The 13,880-nt window shown below is 44.6% G+C and carries 15 protein-coding genes and 1 other RNA gene; 4 read left to right on the top strand and 12 right to left on the bottom strand.

Annotation, left to right across the window (positions count from 1 at the left end):
• Positions 1-44 precede the first annotated feature (44 nt).
• The 7 genes from NP165_RS04885 to NP165_RS04855 form a co-directional block, all read right to left on the bottom strand.
• Complete coding sequence (locus NP165_RS04885; RefSeq protein WP_257085543.1) at positions 45-983, bottom strand: alpha/beta hydrolase; 939 nt, start codon at positions 981-983, stop codon at positions 45-47.
• A gap of 78 nt (positions 984-1,061) precedes the next feature.
• Positions 1,062-1,976: an alpha/beta hydrolase gene (locus NP165_RS04880; RefSeq protein WP_257085192.1), complete on the bottom strand. Its 915-nt coding sequence runs from the start codon at positions 1,974-1,976 to the stop codon at positions 1,062-1,064.
• Positions 1,977-2,240: 264 nt separating this feature from the next.
• Positions 2,241-3,368: a low temperature requirement protein A gene (locus NP165_RS04875; protein WP_257085191.1), complete on the bottom strand. Its 1,128-nt coding sequence runs from the start codon at positions 3,366-3,368 to the stop codon at positions 2,241-2,243.
• A gap of 320 nt (positions 3,369-3,688) precedes the next feature.
• Positions 3,689-4,822, bottom strand: coding sequence for an NADH-dependent flavin oxidoreductase (locus NP165_RS04870; RefSeq protein ID WP_257085190.1), 1,134 nt, complete (start codon positions 4,820-4,822; stop codon positions 3,689-3,691).
• A 141-nt stretch (positions 4,823-4,963) separates the two neighbouring features.
• Positions 4,964-5,602, bottom strand: coding sequence for an SDR family oxidoreductase (locus tag NP165_RS04865; RefSeq protein ID WP_257085189.1), 639 nt, complete (start codon positions 5,600-5,602; stop codon positions 4,964-4,966).
• Between the two features lie 208 nt (positions 5,603-5,810).
• On the bottom strand, positions 5,811-6,446 hold the full coding sequence (locus NP165_RS04860) for an SDR family oxidoreductase (protein ID WP_257085188.1): 636 nt from the start codon (positions 6,444-6,446) through the stop codon (positions 5,811-5,813).
• Positions 6,447-6,624: 178 nt separating this feature from the next.
• On the bottom strand, positions 6,625-7,533 hold the full coding sequence (locus NP165_RS04855; RefSeq protein WP_257085542.1) for an alpha/beta hydrolase: 909 nt from the start codon (positions 7,531-7,533) through the stop codon (positions 6,625-6,627).
• A 231-nt stretch (positions 7,534-7,764) separates the two neighbouring features.
• Here NP165_RS04855 and NP165_RS04850 point away from each other — a divergent pair, with 231 nt between their 5' ends.
• On the top strand, positions 7,765-8,670 hold the full coding sequence (locus tag NP165_RS04850) for a LysR family transcriptional regulator (RefSeq protein WP_306439753.1): 906 nt from the start codon (positions 7,765-7,767) through the stop codon (positions 8,668-8,670).
• Between the two features lie 184 nt (positions 8,671-8,854).
• Here the strand turns inward: NP165_RS04850 and ffs are convergent.
• Together ffs and NP165_RS04840 are read right to left on the bottom strand one after the other, a co-directional pair.
• Positions 8,855-8,951: signal recognition particle sRNA small type (gene ffs, locus NP165_RS04845), an RNA gene on the bottom strand.
• A 187-nt stretch (positions 8,952-9,138) separates the two neighbouring features.
• Positions 9,139-9,879 carry a VP0952 family biofilm-associated protein gene (locus tag NP165_RS04840; RefSeq protein ID WP_257085187.1) on the bottom strand — a complete coding sequence of 247 codons (741 nt, stop codon included), beginning with the start codon at positions 9,877-9,879 and terminating at the stop codon, positions 9,139-9,141.
• 50 nt (positions 9,880-9,929) lie between these two features.
• On the opposite strand from NP165_RS04840, the gene NP165_RS04835 reads away from it, so the two are divergent.
• Positions 9,930-10,232 carry a DNA base-flipping protein gene (locus tag NP165_RS04835; RefSeq protein WP_257085186.1) on the top strand — a complete coding sequence of 101 codons (303 nt, stop codon included), beginning with the start codon at positions 9,930-9,932 and terminating at the stop codon, positions 10,230-10,232.
• 28 nt (positions 10,233-10,260) lie between these two features.
• Here NP165_RS04835 and NP165_RS04830 read toward each other — a convergent pair whose 3' ends face one another.
• Positions 10,261-10,689, bottom strand: a complete 429-nt coding sequence (locus tag NP165_RS04830; protein WP_257085185.1) for a YbaY family lipoprotein — start codon at positions 10,687-10,689, stop codon at positions 10,261-10,263.
• A 194-nt stretch (positions 10,690-10,883) separates the two neighbouring features.
• On the opposite strand from NP165_RS04830, the gene tesB reads away from it, so the two are divergent.
• Positions 10,884-11,744 (top strand): acyl-CoA thioesterase II, encoded by an 861-nt coding sequence (gene tesB / locus NP165_RS04825; protein ID WP_257085184.1) that lies wholly within the window; start codon positions 10,884-10,886, stop codon positions 11,742-11,744.
• A 22-nt stretch (positions 11,745-11,766) separates the two neighbouring features.
• Here tesB and NP165_RS04820 read toward each other — a convergent pair whose 3' ends face one another.
• Positions 11,767-12,240 carry an Lrp/AsnC family transcriptional regulator gene (locus NP165_RS04820; protein WP_257085183.1) on the bottom strand — a complete coding sequence of 158 codons (474 nt, stop codon included), beginning with the start codon at positions 12,238-12,240 and terminating at the stop codon, positions 11,767-11,769.
• A 120-nt stretch (positions 12,241-12,360) separates the two neighbouring features.
• Here NP165_RS04820 and NP165_RS04815 point away from each other — a divergent pair, with 120 nt between their 5' ends.
• Positions 12,361-13,428 carry a PLP-dependent cysteine synthase family protein gene (locus tag NP165_RS04815; protein WP_257085182.1) on the top strand — a complete coding sequence of 356 codons (1,068 nt, stop codon included), beginning with the start codon at positions 12,361-12,363 and terminating at the stop codon, positions 13,426-13,428.
• 98 nt (positions 13,429-13,526) lie between these two features.
• Here the strand turns inward: NP165_RS04815 and NP165_RS04810 are convergent, their stop codons facing one another.
• Positions 13,527-13,847 (bottom strand): DUF1244 domain-containing protein, encoded by a 321-nt coding sequence (locus tag NP165_RS04810; RefSeq protein WP_257085181.1) that lies wholly within the window; start codon positions 13,845-13,847, stop codon positions 13,527-13,529.
• Positions 13,848-13,880 lie beyond the last annotated feature (33 nt).

Genomic DNA, 13,880 nt, shown 5'->3' with positions numbered 1-13,880 from the left:
ACAGAAGCGCTCTCCTGTTGTGGAAAACGCTTCTTAATTTCAATTTACTTGAGATGTGTAGCAAGGAAAGGAGCAACCTTATCCATTGCCATTCCGACCGCTTCTGGATGGTCGTACAGCTCGTAGTGTGACCAGTTTTCCAAATCCACTAGTTGGCGATCTTTCGATGCTACCGCTCGGCCAAAGATTTCCTGACCATCACGAAATGCACCGAATGCACCGACTTTTTGACCAACAACCGCCATCATTGGTTGAGTCATCAACGTTTCTGCAAAAGCAAACGCATCCCAGCTCAATGTTTTTTGTGCGTGAGAGAACAACATACGTGTTGCCCCACCCTCAGATTGTCCACGTGGCGTTTTGTAATAATCCGTCGCTTCGAATACGTCACGTTCTGTCAGTCCATTCTCTTTCGCAAACTCAGGACTTGGGGGAAGAAGTTCATTGACTTGCAACTCTGCGCCGCGAGCTTCGGCCGTACGCTGAGCGGCCATCGCTTCAAGCGCACCAATTGGGTTATACAAGCTGAACCCTTCGCGGAACAAGCGCCCTACGTTCACCGGTGTTATACCAACAACCGCTTTCAAGCGTTTTTCAGTCAGCGCTGAGCTAAAGATGTAGCCACCTCCACCACAGATACCAAGGCCACCAATGCGCTCTTCGTCGACATAAGGTAAGGTTACTGCGTAATCGATGACACGACTGATATCTTCAACACGTTGGCTTGGGTCTTCAACATAGCGAGGAAGTCCACCAGATTCTCCCTGGAAACTCGCATCAAAAGCGATCACTACGTAACCTAATTCAGCCAACGCTTTACCATATACAGCACTGGATGTTTGCTCTTTACAGCTACCAAAAGGGTGGACACTGATCATCGTTGGGTAACGTTTTGATTCATCAAACCCTTCTGGTAACAGAATTAACGCGGACATGTCCCAGGCCATATCGGCATTTTTAAAGGTAATTTTTTTAGTGTTCATCATCATTAAAATCCGTTCTTAGTTATACACAGGCTCAAGCTTGTTGAGCCTTATATCTATAATTGAGTTAGGTTTGTTTTACAGCGTACGTTGGAAGAAAGGTGCTAGAACACCGATAGCTTCTGCAATTTGAGACTCGCCGTCATAAAGATCCATGTGATTTGCACCGTTAACAACATGCATTTGTTTGTCGTTACTTGCTGCTCGCGCCATCAGGTCATCACTCATCCATTTGCTGCCCGCATCGCTGCCCACAACGGTTAAAAGTGGCTGCGTTAAAAATGCCTCCGCTTTGAAGAATGCATCGTAGGTAATGATCTGAGATAAGCTGCGGGCTGTTGCAAAGCCTGGCGCGGTGCAGTAAGCCGCACGGTCAGTGTGGTAGTATTCCCACGCTTGGCGAAGTTCTTCGTTAGGTGCGTCTTCTTCATTCATTGGTGCCATTGGAATGGTCGCGATTTCTGCACCACTCGCATCTGATGTTCTGGCACCTGAGCCAGCTTCGATATAAGGAAGAGCATCGCTGTCTTTAACGTTATTATCCCAACCATTGCGGAACATCTGACCAATGTTCACCATACTTACCGTACCAACCGCTTTAATTCGGCGGTCGTTTATCGCTGCATTCGCTGTGTAACCCGCACCAGCACAAATACCCATCGCACCAATACGATCGTTGTCGACGTAATCCAGCGTGGTTAGGTAATCGATCACCGCGCTTACATCTTCAGTACGGACGTGTGGGTTTTCTAGTTGACGAGGCTCACCAGTACTTTCACCTTGGTACGAAGCATCGTAAGCGATAGCGATAAAACCGTGTTCAGCCAGTTTCTTAGCGTAGGTACCTGCTGTCTGTTCTTTAACACCACCGCCAGGGTGAGAAACCACAACCGCTGGATAGCGTTGGCTCTTGTCGAAGTCAGCAGGAAAGTTGATTAGACCAGCCAGTGTAATATCCAGACCATTTGTATTTGGGAAATTAACTTTGTTCATTTGAACTGCTCCTAGCGAGAGTTGATGGTTTATTTGGAGCACTGATACTCAGTGATTTACTGTGCTCTTGATTTACAAACGAGTATAGGGGGCAATGCAATGAGTTGTTTGCACAAAACGAGACAATGATTGCCTAAAATGACAAAACATCATTAACACTCACATCAAACCTTAAATAATGACCACATAAATCAATGAAAATTTAGATAAAAAACATATCATCATGAATATTTAACATTGTTTATTGTGCTATTGCATTGATAGTTACACTGTTTCTGTGTGCCTGTAGTGCCAATCTAGAAGTGCAAGACACGTTAGCACTAACCCGACAATAAAAATCACAGCGTATGGTGGTAACCACAGAATCAAAAAACCAGATAAGCCAGTAATAACCCCACCAATCCAGTGCAAGAGCGACTTTATGTTCAACATGGTTTTTAGAAACAATCCTTGCATCATCAGAAAGACTCCAGGCGCTAGTGAAATCATAAGCCCTGTTGATAAAGAAGCATGCTCGATTGGATGATGGATGATTTTTTCGTTACCTACCGCCAAAACAATAAGACTTGCGACCATAACCATTAAGGCGTTCATCGCATAGTGGCTTATCCCAACCGGATTTATTGTGACTTTTGCGTACTCTTCCGTATGTTTTTGTATCGACCCAAAGGCAAGCGCCCATAACGACATTGTGATCATCAACGCCGCGCTTCCTGTAAAGAGAGTCATGAAATCAGTCGGATGCTCCGCGATAGATGTTCCAGCCATCAAGATGGTTTCACCAAGCGCAATGATCACGAACAAGTTATATCTTTCTAGCATATGCTCCGCATCAAAAGGAAGTTGTTCAAAATTGATACGGTGTCCTGGAATAGGGTGAGCAAGATAGGAACCAATTAGGTCAACAAGGACAGCTGCCCCCCACCAAAGCAGTCGCGTCTCTGGTTCTGTTAAAGCACCTATAATCCATAGTGGCGACACTAATACTAACCAAATCAAAACCGCCTTAAAGTGTTGCTTGTATTCTGTTGTGGGTGAATTTTTGATAGTCCAAATAGTTCGGCCAACCTGAATGACAAGCATCGGTACCACAAAGCTCCAGGCTGAATCACTAAATGCAGACCCTATCGATGCATTCATCATCAGTCCCAGCAGTGTCACAACAAGCAACATAATGGTACTGGTTCCGCGATGAACTGGGATCATCGTTGCCGCCCAACTGGTATACGACCAGACTGAAAGCACACCGATGAGTAGAGTTGCAGTTTCAGCTGCCCCTCTCCAAGTTAAATGCTCTGCGAGGTGGTGTGATAATTGTATTAGTGCGAAAACAAAAATCAGATCAAAAAATAACTCTAATGGCGCGACTTCATATTCTTCTTTTTTCTGCATTGATGAGTACCTAAATAATATGCGGTATTACTCTAGTATTTAGCCTCTTAGAGTGGAGATACAATTTGTCCCTAAGTTTCTATCAATTTCACGCAATTGGGTGAACTTAAAGGATAGGTTCTCCCTCGGCTATTTTCCAAGGCGTTAGAGCATTGAACTTTCCTAAATTCCTTTCGAATCAGACATAATTCATATACTTACTCTTTTAAGTGCTTGGGAAACGCAATTTCAACAGATTACATACAAAAACGACCCTAAATTAGGATCGTTTAATGAAGGGATTAAATGCAAGCGTGAACGATTCAACACCTAACGGTGAGCTATGCGTTCACAGGAAACCACCCTGGCGTAGCGTTAATTACCTCCCATAATTTAGTTGGGATCTGTAACGCTTTAGCACTACTGGATGAATCTAACTGCATCTTAATTTCAGATTCCTGACCAGTCTGAGCCATCTCAACCCAGTTAGGGTTCATCACCAGGCTACGGCCTACCGCCACCATCGGCAGATCCATTTTCACAGCCTGACGCGCTTCATTTGGCGTACGGATTTCTCCCGCGGCCATCAAAGGGATTCGTCCAGCAATCACTTCGACAAAACGCTCCGCGGTAGTTTTACCCGTTGTGTCTTCTTGTGATGTCCCTGAAAGGATATTGTATAAAGACGTGTGGAGGTAATCGATGTGACCTTCATTCGCTAACTGATCTGCAAGGGCTAATGCATCGTCAATTCGAAGTGCACCTTCTCCAGGTTCTTCTGGCGAGATACGATAACCGAGCAGGAAAGGACGATCAGCATATTCCGAAATAACACGACGAACCTCACGAACCACCTCTAGAGGAAAACGCATGCGATTTTCGAGTGTACCGCCCCATTTGTCCGTTCGTTGGTTGGATAGTGGTGACAGGAAGTTCTGGATCAAAAAGCCGTGCGCACCATGTAGCTCAATGCCATCAAAACCTGCCTCAATAGCACGACGCGTGGCTTCACCAAAGTCACGAATAACATCAAGTATTTCTTGCTCCGTTAATGCACGACTCGCCAGCTTCCCATCATTAAATGGCCCTTTCGGTGCAACAACGGCACTCGCACTAACAAGCTCACCGTTGGGGATCAACGCTGGAACTGCTTTATTACCTGCGTGGAACAGCTGCAAAACTGCTGTAGCGCCACCGCTCTTTGCTGCGTTAGCGAGTTTACGCAAGCTTGGAATAAAGCGATCATCATACGCTGCAAACTCATCCGTAAAGCCAATACCGCTTGGTTGTATATGGGTACACCCAGTCAACATCAAGCCGACCCCATGAGCACGAGATCGATAATACGCCAGTTCTTCATCAGAAATAGTTTCATCTTCATTAGATGACCAAGTGGTCATCGGTGCCATCACAACACGGTTTTTTAAGGTGATACCGTTAGCAAAAGTAAAAGGTTGAAATATTGAGTCAATCATTAGTAACTAAAACCTCTAATTACATCATTAGTCGTTAAGACATTCATCAGCAATGGTATTGAAAATATTTTTCAGTGAGTGATTGAGGCATTCCTATTGCCGTTCTGGGTAATGAGGAGTGACTCAGAAGCATGTTGTGATTTACATGAAATACGGCTTATCGGCGTCAGTATTCGGTTTATTTACACCTAGGTTCGCGCCAATGTGCAGATCTGGATTTACGATGACTTTAGAAATCAAATCACCGACACTCTTACGTGAGACGACTGTGCCTTTAAAAGACTGCCCCTTCTCTGTGATTTCATAATCCACTTCGTCTTCGTCCATCAGCCAAGCGGGTCGCAAAATGGTGTAATCTAGACCAGAGGCTTCAATGGCATCAGCAGCGCGGCGATAATACTTAAGCGGCTCACCGATAATGTTGTCGTTCCACTCACCAAACTTACCGGGAATTTCATCATAGATACCCAAAGACAGAACAAATATCAGTCGTTTCACGCCAGTTTCTTGCATCGCACCGATAACGGCTTCTGCTTGTTTATCTAGGTCATCACCGATTAGGTTGGCATAGACAATATCTTGGCCTGACATTGACGATTTAAGTAATTCACGGTCGAGCACGTTACCCACTACGATTTGAGCTTGGGACGGGTCAAATTCGGCTAATTTTTTAGGGTTTCGTAAGAACAACGTTTGATTAATTTCTGGTTGGTTAGTCAAAGATTTCACCACCCATTGTGCTATTTGTCCGCTGGCACCAAGAACAAGAACATTACTCATATTTAATTTCCTTTACTTTCTAAATTGGATTTAATATTTACTTATTGCCTGAATTAAATTTGAGTTATGGAGATATTAATTGCTATCAACCATAACAACTCGGTATCGAGCTCCCTGAAATCTATACTTTTGCTTACTACCTATTTAGCGATTGAGTTTATGCCTTGGTTCTCAACCACCACAGAATTTTTCCCTTGTCTCAGTAAATTCAATCTAATACCGGTACATCACCGTCCGTGTTTGGCTTGTTAACCCCAAGATTTGCTCTAGACCATGTTTTTGGCGCGTCGATGATGTCGGTGATAAGGGCCCCGACGCTCTTACGCGACACAATCGTGCCTTTGAATGGTTCATCACGTTTGGTCACTTCAAAGTCGACTTCATCGTGATCCGTTAGCCATGCAGCTCTGAGAATGGTGTAATCAAGATCCGAAGCCTCAATCGTGTCGGCCGCAGCGCGATATGGGCCGAGGTACTTGCCAATTTCATTCTGATTCCATACACCAAACTTCCCCGGAATTTCTTGGTAAATACCTAAGGAGTTTACGAAGATCAGACGCTTCACATCGGCTTTAGCCATAGCTGACACGATATTTTTAGCTTGTACGTCCAGCTCCCCTGCTAGGTTGGCGTAAACGATGTCATGGCCTTTTATCGCCTCATACAATCCTTTGGGATTTAAAGCATCTCCAACAATTAATTGAGCATTTTCTGGAAGCGTAAAGTTTAATTTGCCAGGGTCGCGAACAAAGAGGGTTTGTTCGATGTCTTGTCGCTCCGCGAGCATTTTTACAACCCAAGTTGCAATTTGTCCGTTAGCGCCCAAAATCAGTACTTTTTTCATTTTATACATCCGCGATATTAATAAGTCAGTTGTATCAACTACGGCTGCTGTCCAGTAAAAGGGATAGGACAATAGTCGCCGTTGAACATCAGGGTTTAAATGAGGGCCCTTTTAGAAAGGGAACAATGACTCATCGATTGTTCGCAGCACTGCGTGTTAACACAGTGCTGCATTTCAACTACAGGTTTTCTTTGTAGAACGGGATCAGCTTTTCTAGCGCCATGCCTACTGGCTCAGGTTTGTCATAAAGGTCATAGTGAGACCAGCCTTGTAGCTCCACTAACTCTTTATTCTTTGAAGCCGCTCGACCGATGATTTCACAGCCATCTCGATACGCGCCGAAAGCCCCTACTTTGTCGCCGACAACAACCATGAGAGGTTGAGTTAGAAGTACTTCAGCCAAATGGAATGCATCCCAACCCACTGCTGCTGCTTGGTGAGAATACAGAGAACGGTTTACGCCGTTTGGTTTGCGACCACGATCTGAACGGTAATATTCAGTTGCGCCCATTAAATCTGTTTCTACTAGACCTAAGCTTCTCGCTTCTTCTGGAGACGGAGGTAATAAATCATCAACTCGACGCTGTTCTCCGCGTACTTCGGCAGTGCGTTGAGCGGCCATAGCTTCCATTGCGCTGATAGGGTCAAAGCCACTAAAAGCCTCTCTCATTAATCGGCCATAGTTTGCTCCCGTGATGGTAGCGACTGCTTTAATGCGTCGCTCTGTCATTGAAGCGTTAATCGCGTAACCACCACCGCCACAGATACCCAACACACCAATTCGGTTTTCATCAACATATGGCAGTGTCATTAGGTAATCAGTAACTACTCTGAAGTCTTCAACGCGTTGTGTTGGATCTTCGATATAACGAGGTTCACCACCACTTGCACCTTGGTAGCTTGCGTCAAATGCAATGACCACAAATCCCGCTTCTGCCAAAGCCGCACCGTATACTTCACCCGAGGTCTGCTCTTTACAGCTACCAATTGGGTGAGCGCTGATGATCGCAGCATACTTTTTATCTTCACTGAAACCTTGTGGGTAGTAAATGTCAGCAGCGATGTCCCAGTATTTGTTTTTAATCATTACACTTTTCACAATAAACTCCTCATTAACGCTCTGTTTAAGATGAAATTTACAGGTAAATGGTATTGCCATTATTTTGTAAACCACCTCAGCCATTTCAGTCCGATTAGCGAATCATCTAAGGAGTTCGGTCACCGGAAACTGAGTTAACTATACATTTGTGATTTGAATTCATCGAGAGCATAATGATGACTACAGAATTAAGAAACACTTAACAATAGAGTGATAAGTATGGAGCCATCATTACTTCCAGCGCTTTTGTGGTTTGTTCGCATTGCGCAGCTACAAAGTTTTACTAAGGTGTCGAAAGAGTTCAGGGTGACTCGCGCAGCTTTGTCTCAAAACCTAAAAAATTTAGAACAGAAATTAGGCGTCACGCTGATCTACAGAACGACCAGAGATATGTCGCTAACGGAGGAGGGAAGACTATTGTATGAAAGTCTGCAACCAGCGTTTGGGTCAATAGAAGATGCACTGCGAAACATTGGTCAAATCAATGCGGAGCCGACAGGCCTATTAAGAATTAATACCTCTAGAGTCGTGGCAAAGTACATTATAGAACCCCACCTATCTGAATTTTTAACCCGATACCCGAAGTTAAAGATCGAGCTAATTATGGACGACGGATTAGCCAATATCATCGCTGATGGGTGCGATGCAGGGATAAGATTGGGGGAGTCTCTAGCAGAGCATGTCGTAGCGATCCCTATCACTCCGATGCTGGAAATGGCGGTCGTTGGCTCACCTGAATATTTTGAAACATATGGCACCCCGACCAAACCCTCTGAGCTCGTTAATCACAACTGTTTAGGCTTTAGAAACTCAACAAGCCACTCTTTGTACTCTTGGGAGTTTACGGAACCGGATGGCGGAGATTTTGAGGTTCAACCTAACGGCAAACTTATCACCAATGATGATGAAGGGATGATTAGGGCAGCGGTAAACGGTATAGGGCTAATACAGCATATAGACTTTGCTGTTCGAGAGCATATCGATAGTGGAAAATTAATCAGAGTACTCGACGAATGGTGCCCTCCATTTACTGGTTTCTTTCTCTATGTCCCATCACGCGAAAATATGCCGACCAAAACTCGTATACTCATTGATTTTCTAAAGGAGAAAAGAGAGAGATGGTGAGTCGCCCACTTCATCTCATAAGGTACCAGATACCGGAGGAGCGTTGAGTAAGATAGCGCATATTTAGTACCACCATTTAGTACCAACTTGCTTCCTTAGCTGCACCACTGAAAAGTAACTTATTGTTTTATAAGAATTTAGATAGCAAAACGCCGCTAATAAAAGCGGCGTTTTAAATGGGTGGAAGCCCCAGCCACATCCCGGCACACAAGTCACTCGCTGCGGCTGCTTCCTTCCGGACCTGACCGAGTTCACGAGCTATTGTTGCGGGAGGACCAGGGCCTCCATAGATTCTGTTTCCTTAGCATCGCTAAGGAGTGAGAGGATTATCCGGTATCCCATTGTGTATTTCAAGCGAGTTGGCAAAGAAAAATGACATTTTGGGTTTAACTGCTTAGTTAGCAACCACAAAAGACGCAATCTGCATATTTTACAGTCATATAAGAGAAAAACACTTTGCAGGAGCAATTAAATATCTTGGCCCTCTTCGGCACTTCTCAATATGTAGTCTGTCATCCATGCAGTAGCCAGCAAACATAGCCAAACCACAAATACAGGATTTGGGACGTCTACACTTGGCGAAACGACTAACGCAGCAAAGCCGACGGTAGGTAACGTCCAACACAGTAACTTCGTCCATTTGAAAGTGTTGAGCTTAGACAGACTTTCCATCGATGCGATAATCCCTGTTACGGAAAGAGCAACAAGAGCCGCATACGAGAGATCCGCAACCCACAGAGGAAGGATCAGACCCAATACCCACCAACTATGCTTGTTTGAAGGCCTCCAATGATTGGCCGCCCACCAAATCACAATCACAGTTAATGTCTGAATAACGGTCACAACTGGCTCACCCGCCAACTTTCCACCAGCCTGAGTCACCATGATCCCGACTTGTAGCGTGACAACTATTAATGCGGATGTGAGTAACACACCTAAGCTGCTACGCTTTGAAAAGACAACCATTAATAGTGGGAATAAAACCCACACACTGACAGATAATGCAATCGGCTGATAAGGCAACGTGAGTCCATAAGTTGTCATTGCAGCCATTAAAATTAACCCGACTATTCCACCTTGGGGTAATACCCATAAAGCAGGAATAAGCAAAGCAAGTACAGGTATGTCGCCTTCACTTAAGCTGATCGCTCGCGCACATACGACTGCTAATAAGGTTGTCACAACGAATTGAAATGTAGAAAATACCATGCCCTCTCCTTATCCCTTCCTGGAACGTTTACACCAAGGACAAATTCATTATGGATCAGTTTTTAGCGCAAATCTTTGCTGTAATTCACCAAATTCCGCAAGGAAAAGTAGCAACTTACGGTGACATCGCAAAACTCGCGGGTTATCCCGGTTATGCACGACATGTTGGAAAAGCACTGAGTAACTTACCGAAAGATTCCAAACTACCATGGTTTCGTGTGATCAATAGCCAAGGGAAAATTTCGCTGAAAGGTAACGATTTGGAAAGGCAGAAAGAAAAGCTGATGGCTGAAGGTATAGAGGTCTCTGCTGAAGGAAAGATAAGTCTGAGAAAGTACAAATGGCAGCCGTAGTCGCTGCCATTCTCGATATCACGCGAAACTATCGAGCAGCTGAGATTAAGCGCAGCTCGACTTTGTCTGTCGTGTTTTCATCCGTAATGACTGGGTAAGAAGTATCGGTAATAAACTTAAGCTTTCCTTCCACCTCAATACGTGCGCTGACGCTGTAGCGATGACGCGGTTCAATTTCTGAGGCGTCATAGGTAAGCTCAAAGTCGAATGGAACCTGAGCACCATTGGTTTCAAAGCGATGCTCTGCAATGACCTTCGCTGGAGCATCAGCCAACGAAACATCTTGGAGCTTCACAGTGACAACCGCGTTATCTGGCAGTGCAATGCGCTCACGATAAAAAACGCTACCTGTGATCGAGTCCATCTTCGTTTCTTTTGCCTGTTCTTCAGACATCTGACATCCCATTAAAACCGCGCCCAATACCACTGACATTACAAGTGCTAGTGCCTTTTTCATAAAGCCTCTCTTAACTCACTAAAATCAAAGAAATTATAACGATGTGACTTTTGAATGTCATTGTACCGTATGAAGTGTTGACAGCTTTTTAACGTAGCACGCTTCTTAATGACATTGTTGTTAAACATTTGTTTATATTATCGCTAAAGTGCGTAGAATAATTAGCTAGATAACAGTTAAAGAGGGGATCGTTGATGAGTAAGCCACTGAGCGAATTGCTGGATTTACTGCAATTAGAAAAATTAGAAGAAGGTCTATTTCGTGGTCAAAGTGAAAATCTAGGCTTACCACAAGTCTATGGTGGTCAGGTCATTGGCCAAGCCCTTTCTGCCGCGAGATATACCGTCGATCCTGATCGTACCGTCCACTCTTTCCATAGCTACTTCTTATATCCGGGTGACTCTGAGAAACCGATCATCTACGATGTAGAAAATCTTCGCGATGGTCGTAGCTTTAGCACACGCCGTGTCAAAGCCGTTCAAAATGGTAGGCCGATCTTCTATCTGACCGCTTCGTATCATGGTGAAGCGCCTGGTTTTGAGCACCAAAACACAATGCCCGATGTTCCTGGGCCTGAGAATTTTGCTTCAGAGTCAGAACTAGCCGCCACTATCGAACACAAACTTCCAGAAAAGCTAAAACGTGCTTTCTGCGGCGAAAAGCCAATCGAGATACGCCCTGTTACTGTTGTTAACCCACTCAAACCTCAAAAAGAAGAGCCAAAACAGTACCTGTGGATTAAAGCGAATGGAGAAGTGCCAGACAATCAGCTCATCCACCAATATCTGCTTGGCTACGCCTCAGACTGGGGTTTTTTGGTTACTGCACTGCATCCTCATGGCGTGTCACTGATGACACCAAACTTCCAAGTAGCGACTATCGACCATTCTATTTGGTTCCACCGACCTTTTAAAATGGATGAATGGCTGCTTTACGTTATCGACAGTCCAACCGCCAGCAATACTCGCGGCTTGGTACGCGGCGAGATATACAACCGCCAAGGTCACCTAGTCGCCTCTGCGGTTCAAGAAGGTGTCATGCGCTTTACCAAGTAATCATCTTCGATTGGCGGAGCCGTTACTCTCCGCCAATCGGTAATGCCGTGGTGTATTTAAGCGGTTCCATCGCGAATGTGGATGTGACATTGGAAATGCCCACTACAGAGTTCACCAATTTTTTATAGAAGCGGTCAAAACTTGGCATGTCTTTCACTAATACTTTCATCATGTAGTCGTACTCTCCCGCCATACGATAGAACTCCATCACTTCAGGAAACTCGCTAGCCGTTGAGACAAACTTGCTGTACCACTCATGAGAGTGATCACTGGTCTTTATCATCACAAAGGCGGTGAATGATAAATCCAATTTCTCTGGGTTTAGCAGTGCAACACGCTTCACTATCACCCCTGCTTCTTCCAGCTTTTTCAACCGTTTCCAACAAGGCGTTGTGGTTAGGTTAACCGCCTCTGCCAAATCATTCAGCGACAGGGTTCCATCTTGCTGTAATAGATTGAGTATTTTCCGGTCAGTCCTATCTAATTCGATTTCCATAACTCTCAATTCATAGAAATATTTTCTCTAAATAAAGCAAATCAAAGGATAAATAGCAAAGTTTTTCTCTTTATGAAGGGATACATTAACAGCATACTAATTCTAAGGAGTTCCCTACCGATGTGTACTGACCACAACTGGATCAATGATGCTGTACGTAAGATTGAAGCGGATTATCAACGCAGTGCAGATACGCACCTGATTAAACTCGATCTACCGAGCGTCGATGGTATCGACATCTATTTAAAAGACGAAAGTACACACCCAACAGGCTCTCTGAAACACCGACTTGCTCGTTCTTTATTCCTGTACGCGATTTGTAATGGTTGGGTTGGACCGAACACACCGATCATCGAATCTTCTTCTGGCAGCACTGCGGTATCAGAGGCTTATTTTGCCCGCTTACTTGGGCTTCCGTTTATCGCGGTTATGCCAAAATACACAGCGCGTAAAAAAATCGAACAGATCGAGTTCTACGGCGGTAAAGCGCACTTAGTTGAACGCTCAGATCAAATTTATGCAGAATCGAAGCGTTTAGCGGAAGAGTTAAACGGTCATTACATGGATCAATTTACCTACGCCGAGCGCGCAACTGACTGGCGTGGTAATAACAACATTGCCAATTCCATTTTTAGCCAGATGGAGATGGAAGATCACCCTATCCCAACTTGGATTGTAATGAGCCCAGGCACTGGCGGCACATCGGCGACTATCGGCCGCTTCATTCGCTACCAAAAGCACGACACCAAACTGTGTGTCGTTGATCCAGATAACTCGGTATTTTTCGATTATTTCCAATCGCGTAATGTCAATCTAACTGGCGAATGTGGCAGTAAAATTGAAGGCATTGGCCGCCCGAGAGTGGAACCAAGCTTTATTCCTGGCGTGGTTGATGAGATGCGTAAAATTCCGGATGCTGCTTCAGTTGCGACTGCGCATTGGCTGGAAAAAGTCCTTGGTCGTAAGGTGGGGGCATCAACAGGAACCAATCTATACGGTGTGTTGCAACTGGCAAGCGAAATGAAAGCAAAAGGCGAAAAAGGCTCAATTGTCACTCTGCTTTGCGATAGCGGTGAACGATACCTAGACACCTATTACAACCCAGAATGGGTGAAAGAGAATATCGGCGACCTACAGCCGTTTATGGCTAAACTCGAAGCGTTTGAAGCAACAGGGCACATCGATTAAGTAATACGTAAATTAAGAAACACGTAGATTAATCAACTAGAAACGCCAATAAAAACGCCACCCTCTTTATCAAAGTAGGTGGCGTTACTATTTGTTTTTTACTTTTTATTTTGACGCGCTTCGAACGCAGCAAGCTGCTCTGGGGTTGCTGCTGGTTGGTGGTTTTGTTTCCACTCATCGTAAGTCATGCCATAGACACGCTCGCGCGCATCATCAATGTCCAATTCCAAACCTTGGTTATCTGCTTCTGCTTTGTACCATTTGCTAAAGCAGTTACGGCAGAAGCCCGCCAAAATCATCAGATCGATGTTTTGCACGTCTTTATTGTCATCTAAATGTGTCAGTAAACGGCGAAAAACCGCTGCATCTAGCTTGTCTTGTTCTTCCTGAGATAAATCTTTGTACTTAAATTCAGCCACGTTACTTACCTTATTATCTTGATTATTTTTAAG

Origin of the sequence: Vibrio japonicus (genome assembly GCF_024582835.1) — a bacterium.
Taxonomy (GTDB): Bacteria; Pseudomonadota; Gammaproteobacteria; order Enterobacterales; family Vibrionaceae; genus Vibrio; species Vibrio japonicus.
This window is presented reverse-complemented; position numbering and strand designations above follow the sequence as displayed.

What these genes read in the sequence shown, in the direction of transcription:
- NP165_RS04850 (WP_306439753.1), top strand. Translation starts at nt 7,765, where the DNA reads ATGGAGCCATCATTACTTCCAGCGCTTTTGTGGTTTGTTCGCATTGCG.
- NP165_RS04870 (WP_257085190.1), bottom strand. Translation starts at nt 4,822, where the DNA reads ATGATTGACTCAATATTTCAACCTTTTACTTTTGCTAACGGTATCACC.
- NP165_RS04865 (WP_257085189.1), bottom strand. Translation starts at nt 5,602, where the DNA reads ATGAGTAATGTTCTTGTTCTTGGTGCCAGCGGACAAATAGCACAATGG.
- NP165_RS04875 (WP_257085191.1), bottom strand. Translation starts at nt 3,368, where the DNA reads ATGCAGAAAAAAGAAGAATATGAAGTCGCGCCATTAGAGTTATTTTTT.
- NP165_RS04880 (WP_257085192.1), bottom strand. Translation starts at nt 1,976, where the DNA reads ATGAACAAAGTTAATTTCCCAAATACAAATGGTCTGGATATTACACTG.
- NP165_RS04815 (WP_257085182.1), top strand. Translation starts at nt 12,361, where the DNA reads ATGTGTACTGACCACAACTGGATCAATGATGCTGTACGTAAGATTGAA.
- NP165_RS04840 (WP_257085187.1), bottom strand. Translation starts at nt 9,879, where the DNA reads ATGGTATTTTCTACATTTCAATTCGTTGTGACAACCTTATTAGCAGTC.
- NP165_RS04860 (WP_257085188.1), bottom strand. Translation starts at nt 6,446, where the DNA reads ATGAAAAAAGTACTGATTTTGGGCGCTAACGGACAAATTGCAACTTGG.
- NP165_RS04835 (WP_257085186.1), top strand. Translation starts at nt 9,930, where the DNA reads ATGGATCAGTTTTTAGCGCAAATCTTTGCTGTAATTCACCAAATTCCG.
- tesB (WP_257085184.1), top strand. Translation starts at nt 10,884, where the DNA reads ATGAGTAAGCCACTGAGCGAATTGCTGGATTTACTGCAATTAGAAAAA.
- NP165_RS04820 (WP_257085183.1), bottom strand. Translation starts at nt 12,240, where the DNA reads ATGGAAATCGAATTAGATAGGACTGACCGGAAAATACTCAATCTATTA.
- NP165_RS04855 (WP_257085542.1), bottom strand. Translation starts at nt 7,533, where the DNA reads ATGATTAAAAACAAATACTGGGACATCGCTGCTGACATTTACTACCCA.
- NP165_RS04830 (WP_257085185.1), bottom strand. Translation starts at nt 10,689, where the DNA reads ATGAAAAAGGCACTAGCACTTGTAATGTCAGTGGTATTGGGCGCGGTT.
- NP165_RS04885 (WP_257085543.1), bottom strand. Translation starts at nt 983, where the DNA reads ATGAACACTAAAAAAATTACCTTTAAAAATGCCGATATGGCCTGGGAC.